Here is a 16,569-nt window from a genome sequence, read left to right as displayed (position 1 = left end):
CTCCTTTCGACTTTTTATGTCGAAACATGGCTAACTTCCGTCTAGTAGGAGACATAGCTAGAGTGACCCGTATGGATGCACCGAGCCTGCCCGGCGTGTGGCGGGGAGCCAGCTCAGGCGAGATCCTCAGCCTGTTCCGCGACGCCCCCGACGGCCTGACGAAGGCCGACGTGATGCGCCACACCGGCCTGTCGCGCACCACCGTCAACCAGCGGCTCGACGGCCTGCTCGCGGCCGGTCTGCTGATGCCCGCCGAGGAGGAGGCGCGCACCCGCGGCCGTCCGGCGGGCCAGTTCGTGGTCAACCGTGACCGCGGGGTGCTGCTGGTGGCCGACATCGGCGCGACCGGCCTGCGGGCCGCCGTGTGCGACCTGGCCGGCGAGGTGCGGGCCGAGCGCGAGGTCCGCGCCGAGGTGACGGCGGGCCCGCAGGCCATCCTCACCGTCGTGGACGAGCTGTTCACCGAGGTCCTCACTGCGGCCAGGCGCAAGCCCGGCGAGGTGCTCGGCATCGGGCTCGACGTGCCGGGCCCGGTGGACTTCGAGACCGGACGGGTCGTCAGCCCGCCGATCATGACCGGCTGGGACCGCTACGACATCCCCGGCTGGTTCCGCTCCCGCTTCGACTGCCCCGTCCTGGTGGACAAGGACGTCAACGCCATGGCGTACGGCGAGCAGCGGCTGCGCTACCCGGACGTGCCCCACCTGCTCATGCTCAAGATCGGCACCGGCGTCGGCACCGGCCTCATCGCCAGCGGCAAGGTGCACCGCGGCGCCGACGGCGCGGCCGGCGACGTCGGCCACATCCAGGTCACGGTGGACGACGTGGCCGAGCCGCCCATCTGCCGGTGCGGCAACGCGGGCTGCGTCGAGGCGTACGCCGGGGGCTGGGCCATCGTGCGCGACCTGCGCGAGGCGGGCCGCGACGTGACCACCGTGGACGACGCCGTACGCCTGATCCGCAGCGGCGACCTCGTCGCGGTGCGGCTCGCGCGGCGCGCGGCCCGCATCCTCGGCGGCGCGATCGCCGACACGGTCAACCTGTTCAACCCGCGCGTCATCGTCATCGGCGGGCAGCTCGCCCACACCGACGAGCAGCTCTTCGCCGGCATCCGCGAGATCGTCTACCGGCGCTCGCTCCCGCTGGCCACCCGCAACCTGCAGATCGTGCGCAGCGACCTCGACCCGCACGCGGGCGTGCTCGGCCTGGCGCAGCTGCTGGTCGACGGCATCTACACCCCCGCGCGGGTCCAGCAGCTCGTGGACGGCGCCGTGGCATAGCGAGCCGATGAAAGTTACAGGCTTTCCGGCGTGTTCGCCCAGGTCGCGATCGCCTGTGCTTGACCGGGCCGTAGCTCCGCGGAAAGAGTCGATCCGAACCTTTCTGGGTTGGGAGTCCGATGAGTTACGTTCGTCGCCGGTTGCTTGCCATCCTGCTTCCCGGTTTCCTGGTCGTGCTCTGCGCCTTCGTGTCCTTGACGGAACAGTCCGCCGGTGCGGTCGCCGACCCGCCCGGCCCGGTGACCGGCAACGCCACCTACTTCGACGGACTCGGCTCGCCGTACGGCGGCTGCGGGATGCCCCAGGCGAACCTCGACTCGCAGGACTTCGTCGCGCTCAACGTCTACAACACCCCCGGCGACTACGCCTTCTATCCCCGGCCGCTGACCGGAGCCAACCTCAGCAAGGCCGGGTTATGGAACAACGGCCTCAACTGCGGCCGCTACGTGCAGGTCGAGATCAGCGACTACTGCACGGGCACCAACGACGGCGCACCGAACCAGGCGTTCTGCCGCAACGGCTCCTGGGTCTCCGATGCCTACAACGGCGCGAAGCTGACCATGCTCGTCGCCGACAGCTGCGGTGACTCCAACGGCTGGTGCCGCGACGATCCCTACCATCTGGACCTGTCCAAGGACTCGCTCAACCGGTTCGTGAAGAACGGCGGCGCGATCGGGGACATGTACCCCAACCACTGGAACAACCGGCACGTCACCTGGTCGTTCGTCCCCGCGCCCAACTACGGCGGCGACATCAACATCGGCTTCCTGCAGGGTGCCCAGGTCTGGTGGCCGGCCATCTCCGTCTCGCACCTGGCCAACGGCATCCACGGCGTCGAGTACTACGCCAACGGCGCCTGGCAGACGGCCCAGATGAACGGCGACATGGGCCAGTCCTACGTCATCGGCGGGACCACGTCGGGCGGCGGCCAGTTCCAGATCCGGGTGCGGGACGCCACGGACACGCTGATCAACGGCGGGCGCGTGTACAGCTTCTCGCTGCCGTTGGCCTGCACCCCGCAGTGCGGCTCGCCGTACACCAAGGTCACCTACACCACCTCACAGGGCCAGACCTCCACGCCCACGCCGACCCCGACGGTGACTCCCACGGTGACTCCCACCGTGACGCCCACGGGCGGCACCGGCGTCTCCTGCAGCGTGAACCACCAGGTCGCCAGCTCCTGGCAGGGCGGCTTCACGGCCAACGTGACGGTGAAGAACACGGGCACCACGACCTGGAACAACTGGACGATCACATGGACCGCGCCGGCCGGCGTGTCCCTGGTCAACGGCTGGGGTTCCACCGTCACATCGTCGGGCGCCACGTGGACGATCAAGGCGCCGAGCTGGGCCACGAGCCTCGCGGCGGGCGCGACGGCCACCTTCGGCTACCAGGCCAACGGCCCGTCCACGGCCGCCCCGACCGGCATCACCTGCTCATAGACCGGGCGGCGCGGTGGAGCGGCGGGAGCGAGTGAGGGCCAGCCCGCCGAGGGCCACGCCGACCAGCCCCACCAGCAGGGCGATGAAGCCCCCGACTATTCCGTAGCCGGTGCCCGGACCACCCTGGGCGGCGGCCACGACCAGCCCGCCGACGACCGCGCCGGCCAGCCCCGCCGCCAGGGCCACGAAGGCCCTGGTACGACCGGTGGAGCGGGCCAGGGCCAGCCCGCCGAGGACCACGCCGGCCAGCCCCAGCGCTATGGCCACCACGGACCAGAGACGCCCGGGGGTCAGGTCATAGGCGCTGACGTCCGGGGCTGTGGCGAGCAGATGACGAATGATCATGAGGTGCTCCTTCTCCTACGACCGGATGTCGAGCATGTCCGCCGGAGCCGTCGCCGGTCGTCCGCCTGACGTGGGCAGTTCGCGGTGCCGCCGATGCCGCAGCCGACTACCGCGAATGCCGCACAAGCCGCGCAGGTACCGCGGGTGCGGTAGCCGGCCGCTCATCCGTGCGGTGGAGTCGCCCACGGCGGTATCCGGCTAAGGTGCGCGCATGAGCACAGGACGGTTCGGCGTCCCGGCGGCTGTCACAGACTGGGCGATCGCCGGGGGCGTGGCCGCGGCGCTGCTGGTCACCGGGCTGTCCGGGCAGCACTCCGCCACCTACCTCGACCTGCTCGGCTACGCGCTGCTGGCGGCCGGCGGCCTGGCGCTGGCCGCGCGCCGCCGGGCCCCGGTTCCCGTCCTGGCCGTCACCGGGCTGTGCGCGGCGGGTTACCAGGCGGCCGGGTTCGATGTGCCCGCCGTCGCGTACCTGTTCGCGGTGTACGCGGCCGTGCGGTCGGGACACCGTGCCGTCACGGTGGCGGTGAGCGTGGCCATGCTGGCAGTCCTGCCCCTCGCGGCCCTGGCCTCGGGGCTGCACGACACGGGCGAGGCGTTCGCGCAGGCCAGAGGCGCTCTGGAGCTGGCCTGGCTGGTCGCGGCCGGCGCCGCGGGCGAGGCGCTGCGGCAGGCCGAGCGGCGGGCGGACGAAGCTGAGCGCACCCGGGAGGAGACCGCGCGGCGCCGCGCCGACGAGGAGCGGCTGCACATCGCGCGGGAGCTGCACGACTCGCTCACCCACCAGATCTCGATCATCAAGGTGCAGGCCGAGGTCGCCGTCCACGTGGCCCGCAAAAGGGGCGAACCAGTGCCCGAGGCCCTGCTGGCGATCCAGGAAGCCGGACGCGAGGCGACCCGGGAGCTGCGCGCGACCCTGGAGGCGCTGCGCGACGACGACACGAGCCCGCCGCGTGGGCTCGACGACGTCGCGGAGCTGGTCGAACGGGCCCGGACGGCCGGCCTGGACGCGACGCTGACGATCGGGGGACAGCGCCACGACGTGCCGGCCGCGGTGGACCGGACCGTCTACCGGATCGTTCAGGAGTCCCTGACCAACGTCGCCCGTCACGCCGCCGCCGCGACCGCGTCGGTCCGGATCGACTACCGTCCCGACGCCCTCGCGGTCCGCATCGACGACGACGGCAGGGCCACCCCGGACGCCGCCCCGCCGCCCGGCGTCGGCCTGCTCGGGATGCGCGAACGGGTCACCGCGCTCGGCGGTCGCCTGCGCGCGGCACCGCGCGAGGAGGGCGGCTTCACCGTCCAGGCCGAACTTCCCGTGGACCGTACGTCATGATCCGTGTCCTGCTGGTCGACGACCAGCCGCTCCTCCGCAGCGGATTCCGCGCGCTGCTCGACCTGGAGGACGACATCGAGGTGGTGGCCGAGGCCGCCGACGGCAAGGAGGGCCTGGACCTGGTCAGGCAGCACCTGCCCGACGTCGCGCTCATCGACGTCCGGATGCCGGTCGTCGACGGCATCGAGGCGACCCGCCGCATCGCCGCCGACCCGGCCCTGGCCGGGGTGCACGTCGTCATCCTGACCAATTACGGCCTGGACGAGTACGTCTTCAACGCGCTGCGCGCCGGCGCGGCCGGATTCCTCGTCAAGGACATCGTGCCGGAGGACTTCCTGCACGCCGTACGCGTCGCCGCGCGCGGCGACGCCCTGCTCGCACCGTCGATCACCCGCAAGCTGATCAACCGGTACGTCACCCAGCCGCTCCACGCCGCCACCGGCACAGGGCTGAAAGAGCTGACCGGCCGCGAACGCGAGGCCGTCGCCCTGGTCGCGCAGGGCCTGTCCAACGACCAGGTCGCCGACCGCATGGCGATCAGCTCGCTGACCGCGAAAACCCACATCAACCGGGCCATGGCCAAGCTCAATGCCCGCGACCGCGCCCAGCTCGTGGTCTTCGCCTACGAATCCGGCCTGGTGGTCCCCCGCAACTCCTGACCTCTCGGAGCCACAGTGATCAAGGGGGCGAGATAGCCCTCCGGTGTGGGCTCGTCCACCGCCCTGCCCTCCGCCTCGACCCAGGCGTGCGCCCCGAACGGGGGTCGCACCCGGACACCCGTACACCACGTCGGCCACGACCCCCGCATCCGGCACAGCAGGGCGGTGGCCAGTGACCGGGGAAGGCAGCCGTGCACGCCCAGGCAGGTGAGGCTCACCGCGAGCACCGCGTCCTTGGCGTCCTTGGCCTCGGCGTACGTGGCGGGCCTGGCCCGCCGGCTGAGCAGGGTGAGCACGCTACGCAGGCGCCGCGGCGGCAGCACCGCCAGCGAGAACGCCGCTCCCACCGCCATCCGCGCCGCCAGCCTGGCCCGCCACGGAACCCCCTGTGGCCGCTCCAGCGCGCTCGGAACGGTCACGGCGCCACCAACCCGGCAGCCCGCAGCTGCTCCAGCAGCGCCAGCACATCCTCCAGGGCCTCCCCGTGCCCGACCTCGAACTCCGCCGCCAGGGCCGCGGCCGCCTGCTCCGTGGTGTCGCCGTCCAGCAGCCGGCGCACGGCCAGCGCGCCGCTCGGGTTGAGCTGCCAGAAGTCGCCGTTGCGCTGGTTGAGAAGCACGATGCCGTAGTCGGTGTCGGCGGTGGACACATCGGCGCTCAGCCGCAGGCTCATCTGCCGTCCTCCTTGTCGAACGGCTCCAGGGTCCGCAGCCAGACCTCGCAGCCGATGGTCGAGTACAGGATCGCCTCCCGCAGTCCCGGCGTGTCGGGGTGCGCGGTGAGGTCCTTGAGCAGGGCGGTGTCCACCAGTCCGAGCCGGGCCAGCCGGGAGTCCGCCCAGAGTGCCTGCATGTCGGGGCCGTGGCGGCGCAGACCTTCGGCGGCGTCGAGCGAGGCCTCCGCCTTGCTGGTCCGCCGCAGGCACTCCTCTGGCACGACGCCGCGCATCGCGGTCGTCAGGAGGGGTTTGTAGCGCCACGGCGTCACCCGGTCCTGCGGGCGTACCGACAGGCACGCCTCGATCACCCGGTCGTCGAGGAAGGGGGAGGCCATCGGCAGCCCCGCGCGGACGCTCATCTGGTCCCACTGGCGGATGATCCGGCAGGTGTCGTGGATGGCGTGCAGGTCGGCGTGCTGCCCCCGGTCGGCTCCCAGCGGCTCGGCGTACGGGGCGGTCTCGGCGAGCACCTCGGCGGCCAGGCGGCCCGCCTCCTGGGTGATCCACGGGAAGAGCCGGGGCGGCACCCCCCAGCCCAGCGCGCCGGACACCGGCGGAGGCAGCGGGGCGCGCAGGTCGGCGAGCGAGCCGGCCAGCCAGCGGCGGTAGGAGCGGCGGTCGGCCAGCGTCCGGAGCATCGGTCCGTACGGCCAGTGGAACAGCGCGCGGAAACCGCGCAGCCGCCCGATCGCCAGCATCGGCCGCCTGAGCAGCAGCCGGTGGTAGCTCGCCTCCGAGCACCAGGCCACGTGATCGCCGCCGATGCCGGTCACGTGCAGCCTGCTGCCCCTGGCGGCCAGCCGGGGCAGGTGCGCCAGCACCCTGGCGCGGTCCATGACGCCGATGGTCGGCTCGTCCAGCGTGTCGTCGACTCTCAGCAGGTCCTCGTAGACCAGCGGCGACTCCTCCGCCGGCCAGACCAGATGCTCCGCGCCACGCAGGTGGGCCGCCGCGCGCCGGGCCCACGCCAGGTCGTCGTCGGCCGGGTCGCGGCCCGGCCAGGTGGAGGCGATGAGGTGCGCCTCCTGCCGGGCGGCGCCCAGGAAGCACAGCGACGTGGAGTCCAACCCTCCGGACAGGTCGAAACTCACCGTGCCGCCCGCTTTGGTGCGCGCGCCGACCGCGTCGTCGAGCGCCCGCCGGACGTCCTCGGCGGCGTCGGCCAGCGTACGGACGGGCTCGGGATGCGTCCACCAGCGGCGATGCCCCGCGGTCACCCCGTCCGTCGCGACGGTCAGGTGGTGGCCGGGTTCGACGGCGGTGACCGACGGCCAGAGGGGGAGGTGCGGCAGGGGGTGGGGGACGGGCCAGAGCAGCCGTACGGCCAGGCGCCGCACGTCGAGCTCGGCCCTCGTGGCGGCGGCCAGGACGTCGGCGCGGTCGGAGGCGACGGTGAGCCCGTTCACGCGCGCGTGGAAGACCAGCCGGAGCCCGGACGCGGTGCCCTGGACGCGTAACCGGCCGTCCAGCGCGGCGACGAGGTGGAAGCTGCCGGGCAGGGTCCGGGCCAGGAGGTCGAGGTGCGCCGGGTCACGCAGCCGGCTCGCCTCCGCGGCCAGCCGTTCGGCGTCGAAGGCGCAGCGGCCGATCACCGCCAGCCTGGTGGCGCCCGCCTCGGCCACCGTCATCTCCTCGTCGGACCAGTGCCCGACCAGCCAGGGCCGTCCGGAGGCGTAGGTGACGGTGCGAGCAGTCGCCGTACGCAGGACCGCCGCCACGGCGGGCGCGGCCTCGTGGTCAGGGAGGACCACGAAGTACGCCTCGCCGTGGTGCGGCCGGCTCAGCATGCCGCAGTCGGGCATGGACTGTCCGATTTCAGTTCTTGCTGAAGATCAGGCGGTCGTTGCCGTGCAGGGCCAGGAAGCCGGTGGCCTTGCGGAAGGATCCGGCTGCCATAAGACGGGGCTTCTCGTAACGCTTCATGCGTTTTCCTTTCGGCTCGCTCCATGCATTACATCGACGACTTTGCATGGCCTGCAGCCGTTTCGTCCAGGATGACGTCATGGCGCGCTTTCTCCTCATAAATCGCCCAAAATGGCGCGGGCGACGAGGTGATAAATCTGCTCAATTGGACAACCATGTGTGCCGTACGGCCACAAAAATGTAGCAAAAAGCGAAGAATGCCGTGCCCGGAAAGCTTCCCGGGCACGGCATTCATCATCGGCGGATCAGGCGACTCACTTACGCGTGAGATCGATGAAGTCGGTGCAGTTTTCGGGCCACTCCGGCGTCCCCTTCGTGCCCGGGGTCGGGAAGACGGTGCACCTGCTCTGGGCCACCTTGCCGCGCTCGTTCAGCACGGTGATGTGCACGGTTTCGCCTTCGTCGGGCGCGGCCAGGGTGATGTCGACCAGGCGGCCGAAGTCGCGCGGCAGCAGCTCGGTCAGGTCATGCCACTGTGGCATCGTCCGCGGGTCCCTGATCGCGACCCTGTCGTCGCGGATGACCCCGACGAACTTGGTCGGCGGCTTCTTCGGGTCCTCCGGGTCGCCCTGGAAGGCCGAGTCGAGCGCCCGGGTCGGCTGCTCTTCCTTCTCCGACCTCGGATCGGTGGCGAGGTTGATCGCGGTTGCCGCCGTGTCCACCGTGCTGTGAACGCTGGTGCCGGCCGTGGCGCCCGCCGACGCCGTAAAGGTCAGAGTCGCGAATCCACTGGCCGCCGCCGCTGCCACGGCAAAGGCCAGCGCGCTTCTGATGCTTCGGTGCTTAATCATCTGTTTCTTCCCCTGTAGGTCGGATTCGGAAGAATCGGACTTAATGCCACATCCCCCTGATGGTGCGAGCTGGAGGTACCCGCTCGAAGGCGAGATAACGCGCGTCGGGGATCGACTTGGAGAAAAAGATGGAAATGATCAAAACAGGTGATTATCAGACCGTCTTTTCTTGGGCAGCTGGGTGCAGCGGAACAGGCGAGTGCAGGAACGCTTTCGCGGAGTCACGTAAGGGCTTCCCGGATCAGCGCCGCATCCTGGTCGAGCAGTTCCCGCGACCGTTTCTTCCAGTCGGCGGTGACCACCACGCCGTCTCCCGGGAAGCGCGGCACCACGTGCAGGTGGAGATGGAAGACGTCCTGACCGGCGGCCTCCCCGTCGGCCAGGGACAACCGCACCCCGTCGCAGCGCAGCCCCGATGCCCGCAACGCGCCCGACACCCGCCGCGCGGTGCGCCAGATCGCCGTACCGACCGCGTCATCGGCGTCCGCCAGCCCGGCCACGTGTACGCGCGGGATCACCAGCACATGGCCGACCGTGGCCGGCTTGTGGTCCATGATGGCCACCACGCTGTCATCCTCATGAACGACGCCGGCCTCGACGCGTCCGGCGATGATCTCGCAGAAAACGCAGATTCCCATGCCCATCATGATCTGGCCGAGCGGCGTCCTGGTTCTAGTCGCGGACGGTGAGGCCCATGGAACGGGCCGTTCCCGCGACGATCTTCTCGGCCTGATCCAGGTCGGCGGTGTTGAGGTCGGGGAGCTTGGCCTGGGCGACCTCGCGGAGCTGGGCACGGGTGATCCAGCCGCCGCTCTGGTGGCCCGGGCGCGGGCTGCCGCCGTCGAGCCCGGCGACGCGCCGGATCAGCGAGGCGGTGGTCGGCTGCTTGGTGACGACCTCGAACGACCTGTCCTCGTACACGGTGATCACCGCGGGGATCACGAACCCGCGCCGGTCCTGCGTCTGCGCGTTGTACTGCCGGCAGAACTCCATGAGGTTGATGCCGAGCGGGCCGAGGTCCTTGCCGACGTTCGCCGGGCCCGCCTCGCCGGCCTGAATGTGCAGGGTGACGACCCTGGCTATCTTCTGCTTCGCCATGTCGGCTACGCTAAAGTCTCCAGTTACTGGAGACTCAAGGGAATTATGAGCTACACGATCGGCCGCCTGGCGAAGCTGACCGGCCTCCCCGTGAAGACGATCCGCTTCTACTCGGACGCGGGCGTGCTGCCCGAGCGCGAGCGCACCGCCTCCGGTTACCGGCTCTACGGTGATGAGGACCGGGCGCGGCTGGAGCTGATCCGCACGCTGAGGGAGATCGGGGTCGACCTGGCCACGATCCGCTCGCTCGGCGACCGCCGGCTGAGGGACGTACTCGATCTTCACCTCAAGGCGGTCGAGACGCAGCTCAGATCGCTTCAGCGGACCAGGGCGGTGCTCAGGGCGACGCTCGCCCGGGACGGCGATCCCGCCGAGGAGGATCTGAGCAGGCTCCACGCGCTCGGCCGGCTCGGCGCGGCCGAGATGGAGATCCTGCTGGACGAGTTCGTCGACGAGGTCGGCGGCGGCATCGAGGCGCGGCACGAGTGGCTGACCCAGATGCGCGACGCCATGCTCCCCGCACTGCCCGAGGAGCCGACCGTCGCGCAGCTCGACGCCTGGCTGGAGCTGGCCGACCTGCTCGCCGACGAGGGCTACCGCGACAGCCTGCGCCGGCAGAACACGGAGTTCTGGGAGGAGGACCGGGATTTCGACGCCTGGCACGAGATGAACGCCCAGATCATGCGGGAGGCGCTGACCGCTTCGCGGGCGGGCGTTGAGCCCGGCTCACCCGAATCCGAGCCGATCCTCGATCGGATCCTGGCGGTGATGGGGCAGAGTCGCGAGGAGCTGCTGCGCACGTTCGACGAGCACGACCCGCGGGCGGCCAGGCTGTGGAAGCTGGTGTCGATCATCGAGGGCCGGCCCTGGCCGCCGGAGCAGGTGATCGCGTACGGCTGGATCGAGGCCACGCTGCGCCACTTCCTGGAGGGGCCCTAGGAGGGTGCCTGGTACGGGGGGCTTCGGTGCGGGGCCGGTGGACGAAAGCGCGATGACGACCGGCACGGCCGGCGCGGTTATTTTTGCGCGGTCTTCCGAAACCGCGAGGGCTAGTTTTCCGGGGTGCACGCGAGCCGGTGACCGCCGCCTCGGCCGGCGACAGCGTGCGGCCGCTCGCGCGTCCGCGCGAGGGGGACGGCTCACATCAGGAGAAACTCACATGACCATGCCCACAACCGCCCCATCAAGCCGCCGCCGTGGCCTGCGCCTGTCCGCGCTGGCCGCCGTCGTGGCCGCGGGCGCGCTGCTGGCGGGGAACGTCAACGCGGCCGAGGCGGTGCCACCGGACGTGATCAGCCGGTGGGACAACGAGATCGTCCACTCCAACGCCCTCAGCCCCGGCTTCAGCGGGTTCCTGGGGACGGGCTCGTACACGATCACCGCGAAGCTGTACGCCGAGAACACCGGTGGCTCGGCGATCGACTACCTCTGCACGATCGGTACGGGTCCCAACTCGGACGGCGACATCACCGAGGTGACGCTGGCGCCGCACAGCAGGCACAGCATCTTTCTCAACGTCGTGCACACCTACCCCGGCACGGGGCCGCTCAGCTTCGCCTGCTCCAAGCCGGCGGGCGCGTCCCAGGTGCTGATGAAGCAGGTGAAGATCACCGCAGTGAAGGTGAACACGCTGGACAACCAGCCGTTCGGCTGATCCGGAAGGAGGGCCGCGACATCCGGAGGTCGCGGCCCTTCAGGCTGGGCCGGTGCCGCGTCCGACAGAATGAGATGAGCCGGCAGGCCAGTAACGCCAGGCGGCGTCTCAGGTGATACTGGCAAGATGCCGGTCACCTACGGGCCCGAATACTCCCGCCCCGACCTGCCGGTCCCGCTCGTGCCGCTGCCGGGGCTGCCGGTGACGGTGCGCCGAGTTCTGGCCGGGCCGTCGCCGGAGCGCGCCCCCGCGGCGACGTTCGGCTGGGCGGTGCTCACCGCCGCGCTCGCGCTGGCGGCGACCTTCGCGCCGCATCCGCTCTTCTCCGCCGCCACCTGGTTGACCGCGGCGTACGTGGTGGCCCGGGTCATGGCGCTGCGCCTGCTGGCGCGTGCCCAGCGCCGGTTCGAGCCGGACTGGCTGGCCGCGCAGACGCGGGTGCTGCGCGGGCACGGCTTCGACATCCTGCGCTGTACGGTCGGCGGCCGGGTCTGCGACCTGACCAGGCCGGGCGACGTGGAGGCGCTGACGCGGGCCGCGCCTGACGAAGAGGTGGTGCTGGAGTTCGGCTACCGGCCCGCGACGGGCGGGCGCGTCGCGGTCGAACGGGTCCGCCGCACGCGCGCGGAGCTGGAGATCCGGTACGCGCGCTTCGCACCGGACAGCGGCCGGGCGCGCTTCCCCGAGGCGAGCTACGCCATCGGCGCGAACGGCCGGGTCACGGCTTGGTCGCTGGCGGGGCCGGTGGTGCTGACTCCGGCGGTGTCGGCCCAGTTGCGGCCTGGTCCTGCAGGAGTTCGTGCCTGAACTGGTAGTAGGGCCCCGTACGGCGGAGCACCCCGCGCTCGTAGGCGTCGTGCAGGAAGGTCATCAGCCGCAACGGCAGCACCCGCCGCGCCGCGAACCACACCCGGACGTCGACGAACCGCCCCCACGCGCTCGGCGCCATCATCGTGACGCCGAACCCGGCCGCACCGAGCACCGCGCCGTTGGCGGCGCTGATGAGCGTCTGCTGCCAGTGGCCGAGGGCGAGCAGCCACACGTGGTCCCTGACCCGCAGCCCGGTCTCCATCCACCAGCCGAGGTAGGCGCCCATGGCGAGCCCGATCAGGCCCCCTGCGGCGAAGGCCAGCAGCACAGCGGCCCGGTCGTTGCGCAGGAAGCCGTCGGGCGTGCCCGCCTTGTCCACATTGGCGGGGGCCAGGGCAAGGGAGGCGGCCAGGAAACCGACCAGGAACACCGCGCCGTCGGTGAGCGCGTAGGTCACCCCGTCGTACAGCACCAGGACGATCACCATGCCGGGCACCACGCACACCAGGCCCTGGCCGAGGCGGCGCAGCAGGTAGCGCCGGGTCAGCGTCTTGCGCAGCTTCGGCCGCGCCTCACGCGGGTAGTGCTGCCTGGCCAGCGACACCGCGAATCCGCTGGCCAGCCCGATGGCCAGGACGAACCACCAGCCGACCGCCCCCAGCCCGAACAGCGCGGTCACGGCGGCGCAGAGCGGCCCGAAGAGGGCCATCCCGAGCACGGCCTGGAAGGCGGGGATCACCGCGCGGGGCAGCGTGTGGTGCAACTCCCACCAGGCCAGGTCGTGGGTCCCCCTGCGGCGCAGGAAGTCGGCCAGGAACCGAAGGTAGCGGGCCGCCTCCTCGGGGCTCCACCGCTGATCGGCCTCCGGTTCCGGCCGGTAGACGGCCGGCACGAACCCGGCGACCAGGCCCTGCCTGATGTGCGGGGTGATGCCGTCGATGCGCGGGGTGTGGCCGCTCTCGCAGGTGCGCGCCGCCAGGAAGATCATCAACGGGGTGTCGAGCGCCTCGGCCAGCGGGCCCGCCGGCTCCGCGCGCAGCCGGGCGACCAGCGCGGCGGCCTCGGGCACGTCGCCCCAGCGCGACTCCAGGTATCCGGCGGCGCCCGCGGCGTCCACCGGCAGCAGCCGCGCCACCGGCGTCCCGGCGAGCCTGCGGGCGACGGGGCCGGTGAACGCCTCGACGCGGCTGGTCAGCACGTACGAGCGGGACCAGCCCTCGTCGATGGCCCTGACCACTTCGATACGGCGCGCCGGCGGCACCTCGTCCAGACCGTCGAACACGGCCAGCAGGCTGCCGTTCGCGATCAGCCGTTCCAGTGCGCGGGGAGTGGCCCGCAGGAACGGGTACTCGGCGGCCAGCCGCAGCGCCACCCACTCGCGCAGGGTCAGCCGCGGCTCCCATGACGACAGCGGCAGCGTGACCGGGATCGGCCGCTGCTGCGCCGAGGACATCCGCAGCGGGAGGAGCAGGCCGAGCGTGGTCTTGCCCGAGCCCCGCTCTCCAGTCACCACCACGGGTCCCTTCTTGGTGAGGAGGTGGTCGGCCAGTTCCTCGATCGTTCCGGGAAGGGCGCCGCCGGACTCGCAGCGGATCGGGATGCCGCGGCTGTCCGGGACGTCGCGGTTGCCCGCTTCCCGCCTGGCCGTCTGCATGACCTGGTCGGCCAGCCTGTCGGCCAGGTCGGAGGCCTCGTCCGGCGGGCGCTCGGCGCGCAGGGTGCCGATGTAGGCCACGACGAGGGCGGCCGCGGCGATGACCGCCTCGACGTTGGACCAGCCGCCCACCGCCAGCCGTACGACCGCCAGAAGGACGAACGCCAGCGGGAGGAGGACGAAGAACGCCGTCTTCAGCTTGCGCATCTATGAGGCTCTCTTCGGGGGGATGGCGTGTTTGCCGCCGGCCAGCAGCAGCCCCAGCGGGGTGTCTCTCGTTCTCCTGGCACGTCCCTGCTGGTGGCGTTTGAGCACGTTGACCGCCAGGAGGAGAAAGAGCGTCGCGGCGAAGGGCCGGGCGGCGGCGCTCCCGTAGCAGGCGGCCAGCCGGGGTCGCAGGGCCAGCAGCCGGGCACCCACCTCGGCCAGGCTCACCTCGCCCCGATTGACCAAAGTGCCGATGCCGGCACGCAGGTCGGCGTCCTGGTCGAGGTAGTCGTCCAGGAGCTGCAGCGCCTCGCCCGCCTCCATCACCGCGTCGCGCTGCACCACGCTCATGTCCGGATGCACCAGGCCGAACAGTACGAGGCCCGCCAGCCCGCCCTTCCCCCTAGTGATCTTGCCGAGCTGTGCCGCCGGGGTCGCGGGATCGCGTTGCTTGCGGGAGAGCACCTGGTAGTCGTGCAGTTCGAGCAGCGCGGTGTGCCAGAGCTCGCCGGGGGCCCGGCGGCGGATCTCCGCGTAGAGCGCGGCCAGCAGGCGCTGGTGATGATCACGTGAGGCGGCATGTTCGTCGGCTTTGAAGAGGGACGCCACCCACGAGTCGATCGCCGGGTCGCCGCCGTTGTCGATCATGTCGTCGTAGAGCCGGGCGACCGATCCGGCCAGCATGACCAGCTCCCCGTCACAGGACCGGCCCGCCATCCTGGCGTAGGCATGGATGCCGACGTTGAAGCTCAGCGCGGTGCCGCGCAGGGAGTCGATCATCGCCTCGCGCTCGGGCTCGGAGAACACGTCGCGGACGATCGGTTCCACGGCGCGCTCGAAGTCGCGTACGGCGTCGGGAGCGCAGGCGACGGCGTCTTTGAGCGCGACGGGAAGGGCGATCGCCAGCCGGGCACAGCGCAGAACGGTCAGTAGGTCGCGAATCACTACGCTCCCATCGACAGACGGTGAGCGCATGATGACACGGCACCGGGCTACGGTAAATACGGCTTTCCCCGGTTGGCGGCCCTCGCCCGACACGGACGTCGTCAGCGTGTCGTCAGCCGCAATTGCCCCACGGCAAAGCTGTGGCCGGATCGCGAGCCCGCGCGATCCGGCCACAGGTCATAGGGTCAGCGGATCAGCCGCCGCAGTGTTCGAAGGGGCTCTCGTACGTGCTCGTCCCGGCCTTGCCGCCCCACTTGACGCACTTGTCGGCGGCGGTGGCCCGGATGGGTCCGGCGTAGTAGTCGAAGTTGCCGGTGTCGGTGGCCCGGGTCTTGCCCTTGACCTCCAGGAAGGCGGCGGTGGCGGTGGCCTTGCCCAGCGAGGTCTTCTTGATCGTGGCCACGCAGTTGTTGCCGTTGGCGGAGTTGAAGGTCAGGTAGACCGTGCCGCTGGTGCCGAGCGCGGCGGAGTCGATCACCTTGTAGCCGGTGCCGCACACGGACTCGGCGGTGTGCGGGTTGGTGCCCCCGCCGCCGCCAGTGCTGCCGGTGACGTACTGCATGTACTTGGACCAGTTCCAGTACCGGCCGGGGTCGGTGTGGTCGGCGCCCGGGACCTCGCTGTGGCCCACGATGTGGCTACGGTCCTTGGGGATGTTGTACCGGTCGGCGATGTTGCGGGTCAGCGCCGCCGACGCGCGGTACATCGTGTCGGTGAACCACGTCGCGTTGTCGACGAAGCCCTCGTGCTCGATGCCGACCGAGCGCCGGTTGTAGTTGCCGGCGTGGAAGGCCCGGTTCTTCTCCCTGACCGTCTGGGTGATGGCGCCGTCGGAGGAGCGCACGACGTAGTGGGCCGAGGTGGGGTTCGGCCGGGGGCCGGTCTGGAACCAGGAGATCGTGCCGGCGTAGCTGCCCTGGGTCACGTGGATGACGATGCGGTCGATCGCGTCGCTGGTGGGCCGGTTGGAGACGGCGTAGTTGCTGCTGTGCGCCGGAACCCACCTGGCCGACGGGTAGTCGGTGCTCGCCGCGAGGGTGCCGGGCTTGTCGAGGTCGTCCGCGTCGGCGTACGGGCCGCGATCGGGCGTCACGGTGCTCGCCGGTACGGTGACGCTCTCGCCGCCGGGGGTCGTGGCGCGGATGCCCTTGGCGAGCTCTTCGTAGACGGTGTCGGCGTACAGCCGGGCGACCGCGGGGGAGGAGGCGCCGCTGTACTTGGCGACCGCCTGGTACCACTTGCCCGCGTCCTTGCGGGCGGTGGCGTCGAGCTTGAGCTCGTCGGCGAGGGCACGCAGGACGGCCGCGCCGCCTGTGATGTTGGCCGCGTCGTCCGACTTCAGCGCCGAAGCGGACTTCTTCGTCAGCGTGGCGGCCTTGTCGAGGGTCTTGGCGGTGACCAGGTGCATCACGCCGTACCCGCCGTCGGCGCTGGGCTGGCCCTGGTGGCCGTCCAGGTGGGTTTCGGAGTAGGCCACCGAGACCAGCAGGTCACGGGGCACCTCGTACGTCGAGGCCGCCTTGGTGAACGCGTCGGTCATCGGATCGGCGGCCGCCGCCCCGGCCGGCTGCCCCACCAGCATCGACAGGGGCAGGACGGCGGCGCCGGCCAGGAGAATGCGCAGGTTCACGAGGGTTCAGCTCCCGCAGTGCTCGGACGGGCTGTTGTACGTGCTGGATCCGGCCTTGCCGCCCCACTTGACGC

The 16,569-nt window shown here is 71.1% G+C and carries 18 protein-coding genes; 7 read left to right on the top strand and 11 right to left on the bottom strand.

The window, feature by feature from the left end:
• Nucleotides 1-71: 71 nt before the first annotated feature.
• A complete protein-coding gene (locus AB0L65_RS14815; protein ID WP_364244872.1) occupies nucleotides 72-1,280 on the top strand; it encodes an ROK family protein in 1,209 nt (402 codons plus the stop codon).
• A gap of 119 nt (nucleotides 1,281-1,399) precedes the next feature.
• Complete coding sequence (locus tag AB0L65_RS14810) at nucleotides 1,400-2,722, top strand: cellulose binding domain-containing protein (RefSeq protein ID WP_364244869.1); 1,323 nt, start codon at nucleotides 1,400-1,402, stop codon at nucleotides 2,720-2,722.
• Here AB0L65_RS14810 and AB0L65_RS14805 read toward each other — a convergent pair.
• Nucleotides 2,717-3,067 (bottom strand): DUF6223 family protein, encoded by a 351-nt coding sequence (locus AB0L65_RS14805; protein WP_364244866.1) that lies wholly within the window; start codon nucleotides 3,065-3,067, stop codon nucleotides 2,717-2,719. The two genes, AB0L65_RS14810 and AB0L65_RS14805, sit on opposite strands and share 6 nt — an antisense overlap.
• A gap of 211 nt (nucleotides 3,068-3,278) precedes the next feature.
• Between AB0L65_RS14805 and AB0L65_RS14800 the strand changes: the two genes are divergently transcribed.
• Nucleotides 3,279-4,406 (top strand): histidine kinase, encoded by a 1,128-nt coding sequence (locus AB0L65_RS14800; RefSeq protein WP_364244863.1) that lies wholly within the window; start codon nucleotides 3,279-3,281, stop codon nucleotides 4,404-4,406.
• Nucleotides 4,403-5,065 carry a response regulator transcription factor gene (locus tag AB0L65_RS14795; protein WP_350723278.1) on the top strand — a complete coding sequence of 221 codons (663 nt, stop codon included), beginning with the start codon at nucleotides 4,403-4,405 and terminating at the stop codon, nucleotides 5,063-5,065. The genes AB0L65_RS14800 and AB0L65_RS14795 overlap by 4 nt, the downstream gene beginning before the upstream one ends.
• Here AB0L65_RS14795 and AB0L65_RS14790 read toward each other — a convergent pair.
• The 7 genes from AB0L65_RS14790 to rplK all read right to left on the bottom strand — a co-directional run bounded on the left by AB0L65_RS14790 (nucleotide 5,029) and on the right by rplK (nucleotide 9,595).
• The gene (locus tag AB0L65_RS14790) at nucleotides 5,029-5,484 is read right to left on the bottom strand and encodes a lasso peptide biosynthesis B2 protein (protein WP_364244860.1); all 456 of its coding nucleotides are present in this window, start codon (nucleotides 5,482-5,484) and stop codon (nucleotides 5,029-5,031) included. The two genes, AB0L65_RS14795 and AB0L65_RS14790, sit on opposite strands and share 37 nt — an antisense overlap.
• Nucleotides 5,481-5,738, bottom strand: coding sequence for a lasso peptide biosynthesis PqqD family chaperone (locus AB0L65_RS14785; RefSeq protein ID WP_350723274.1), 258 nt, complete (start codon nucleotides 5,736-5,738; stop codon nucleotides 5,481-5,483). The genes AB0L65_RS14790 and AB0L65_RS14785 overlap by 4 nt, the downstream gene beginning before the upstream one ends.
• Nucleotides 5,735-7,585: a lasso peptide isopeptide bond-forming cyclase gene (locus tag AB0L65_RS14780; protein ID WP_364244857.1), complete on the bottom strand. Its 1,851-nt coding sequence runs from the start codon at nucleotides 7,583-7,585 to the stop codon at nucleotides 5,735-5,737. The genes AB0L65_RS14785 and AB0L65_RS14780 overlap by 4 nt, the downstream gene beginning before the upstream one ends.
• Nucleotides 7,586-7,598: 13 nt before the next feature.
• On the bottom strand, nucleotides 7,599-7,706 hold the full coding sequence (locus tag AB0L65_RS14775; RefSeq protein ID WP_364244855.1) for a keywimysin-related RiPP: 108 nt from the start codon (nucleotides 7,704-7,706) through the stop codon (nucleotides 7,599-7,601).
• Nucleotides 7,707-7,960: 254 nt separating this feature from the next.
• On the bottom strand, nucleotides 7,961-8,497 hold the full coding sequence (locus tag AB0L65_RS14770) for a hypothetical protein (RefSeq protein WP_364244852.1): 537 nt from the start codon (nucleotides 8,495-8,497) through the stop codon (nucleotides 7,961-7,963).
• A gap of 221 nt (nucleotides 8,498-8,718) precedes the next feature.
• Nucleotides 8,719-9,135 (bottom strand): HIT family protein, encoded by a 417-nt coding sequence (locus AB0L65_RS14765; protein ID WP_364244850.1) that lies wholly within the window; start codon nucleotides 9,133-9,135, stop codon nucleotides 8,719-8,721.
• Nucleotides 9,136-9,169: 34 nt separating this feature from the next.
• Nucleotides 9,170-9,595 (bottom strand): 50S ribosomal protein L11, encoded by a 426-nt coding sequence (gene rplK / locus AB0L65_RS14760; RefSeq protein ID WP_355194027.1) that lies wholly within the window; start codon nucleotides 9,593-9,595, stop codon nucleotides 9,170-9,172.
• Between the two features lie 45 nt (nucleotides 9,596-9,640).
• Between rplK and AB0L65_RS14755 the strand changes: the two genes are divergently transcribed.
• The 3 genes from AB0L65_RS14755 (at nucleotide 9,641) to AB0L65_RS14745 (ending at nucleotide 12,056) form a co-directional block, all read left to right on the top strand.
• Complete coding sequence (locus AB0L65_RS14755) at nucleotides 9,641-10,534, top strand: MerR family transcriptional regulator (protein WP_364244847.1); 894 nt, start codon at nucleotides 9,641-9,643, stop codon at nucleotides 10,532-10,534.
• 220 nt (nucleotides 10,535-10,754) lie between these two features.
• The gene (locus AB0L65_RS14750; protein ID WP_364244845.1) at nucleotides 10,755-11,249 is read left to right on the top strand and encodes a hypothetical protein; all 495 of its coding nucleotides are present in this window, start codon (nucleotides 10,755-10,757) and stop codon (nucleotides 11,247-11,249) included.
• 126 nt (nucleotides 11,250-11,375) lie between these two features.
• Nucleotides 11,376-12,056, top strand: a complete 681-nt coding sequence (locus AB0L65_RS14745) for a hypothetical protein (protein WP_364244843.1) — start codon at nucleotides 11,376-11,378, stop codon at nucleotides 12,054-12,056.
• Here the strand turns inward: AB0L65_RS14745 and AB0L65_RS14740 are convergent.
• The 3 genes from AB0L65_RS14740 to AB0L65_RS14730 all read right to left on the bottom strand — a co-directional run bounded on the left by AB0L65_RS14740 (nucleotide 11,968) and on the right by AB0L65_RS14730 (nucleotide 16,495).
• Nucleotides 11,968-13,920 carry a hypothetical protein gene (locus AB0L65_RS14740; RefSeq protein ID WP_364244840.1) on the bottom strand — a complete coding sequence of 651 codons (1,953 nt, stop codon included), beginning with the start codon at nucleotides 13,918-13,920 and terminating at the stop codon, nucleotides 11,968-11,970. The genes AB0L65_RS14745 and AB0L65_RS14740 overlap by 89 nt on opposite strands.
• Complete coding sequence (locus AB0L65_RS14735; RefSeq protein WP_364244838.1) at nucleotides 13,921-14,865, bottom strand: class 1 isoprenoid biosynthesis enzyme; 945 nt, start codon at nucleotides 14,863-14,865, stop codon at nucleotides 13,921-13,923.
• A 193-nt stretch (nucleotides 14,866-15,058) separates the two neighbouring features.
• Nucleotides 15,059-16,495, bottom strand: a complete 1,437-nt coding sequence (locus AB0L65_RS14730) for an N-acetylmuramoyl-L-alanine amidase (RefSeq protein WP_364244835.1) — start codon at nucleotides 16,493-16,495, stop codon at nucleotides 15,059-15,061.
• Nucleotides 16,496-16,569 lie beyond the last annotated feature (74 nt).

It is taken from the genome of Nonomuraea sp. NPDC052116, from assembly GCF_040680035.1.
GTDB classification, from domain to species: domain Bacteria; phylum Actinomycetota; class Actinomycetes; order Streptosporangiales; family Streptosporangiaceae; genus Nonomuraea; species Nonomuraea angiospora_A.
Note: the sequence above shows the minus strand (reverse complement) of the source record. Positions and strands in the feature narration are given on the sequence as shown.

Excerpts from the sequence above, each read along its gene's own strand:
- AB0L65_RS14755 (WP_364244847.1), top strand. The coding sequence starts at position 9,641 with ATGAGCTACACGATCGGCCGCCTGGCGAAGCTGACCGGCCTCCCCGTG.
- AB0L65_RS14800 (WP_364244863.1), top strand. The coding sequence starts at position 3,279 with ATGAGCACAGGACGGTTCGGCGTCCCGGCGGCTGTCACAGACTGGGCG.
- AB0L65_RS14805 (WP_364244866.1), bottom strand. The coding sequence starts at position 3,067 with ATGATCATTCGTCATCTGCTCGCCACAGCCCCGGACGTCAGCGCCTAT.
- AB0L65_RS14775 (WP_364244855.1), bottom strand. The coding sequence starts at position 7,706 with ATGAAGCGTTACGAGAAGCCCCGTCTTATGGCAGCCGGATCCTTCCGC.
- AB0L65_RS14765 (WP_364244850.1), bottom strand. The coding sequence starts at position 9,135 with ATGGGAATCTGCGTTTTCTGCGAGATCATCGCCGGACGCGTCGAGGCC.
- AB0L65_RS14795 (WP_350723278.1), top strand. The coding sequence starts at position 4,403 with ATGATCCGTGTCCTGCTGGTCGACGACCAGCCGCTCCTCCGCAGCGGA.
- AB0L65_RS14810 (WP_364244869.1), top strand. The coding sequence starts at position 1,400 with ATGAGTTACGTTCGTCGCCGGTTGCTTGCCATCCTGCTTCCCGGTTTC.
- AB0L65_RS14770 (WP_364244852.1), bottom strand. The coding sequence starts at position 8,497 with ATGATTAAGCACCGAAGCATCAGAAGCGCGCTGGCCTTTGCCGTGGCA.
- AB0L65_RS14815 (WP_364244872.1), top strand. The coding sequence starts at position 72 with ATGGATGCACCGAGCCTGCCCGGCGTGTGGCGGGGAGCCAGCTCAGGC.
- AB0L65_RS14745 (WP_364244843.1), top strand. The coding sequence starts at position 11,376 with ATGCCGGTCACCTACGGGCCCGAATACTCCCGCCCCGACCTGCCGGTC.
- AB0L65_RS14785 (WP_350723274.1), bottom strand. The coding sequence starts at position 5,738 with ATGAGCCTGCGGCTGAGCGCCGATGTGTCCACCGCCGACACCGACTAC.
- AB0L65_RS14780 (WP_364244857.1), bottom strand. The coding sequence starts at position 7,585 with ATGCCCGACTGCGGCATGCTGAGCCGGCCGCACCACGGCGAGGCGTAC.
- rplK (WP_355194027.1), bottom strand. The coding sequence starts at position 9,595 with ATGGCGAAGCAGAAGATAGCCAGGGTCGTCACCCTGCACATTCAGGCC.
- AB0L65_RS14740 (WP_364244840.1), bottom strand. The coding sequence starts at position 13,920 with ATGCGCAAGCTGAAGACGGCGTTCTTCGTCCTCCTCCCGCTGGCGTTC.
- AB0L65_RS14750 (WP_364244845.1), top strand. The coding sequence starts at position 10,755 with ATGACCATGCCCACAACCGCCCCATCAAGCCGCCGCCGTGGCCTGCGC.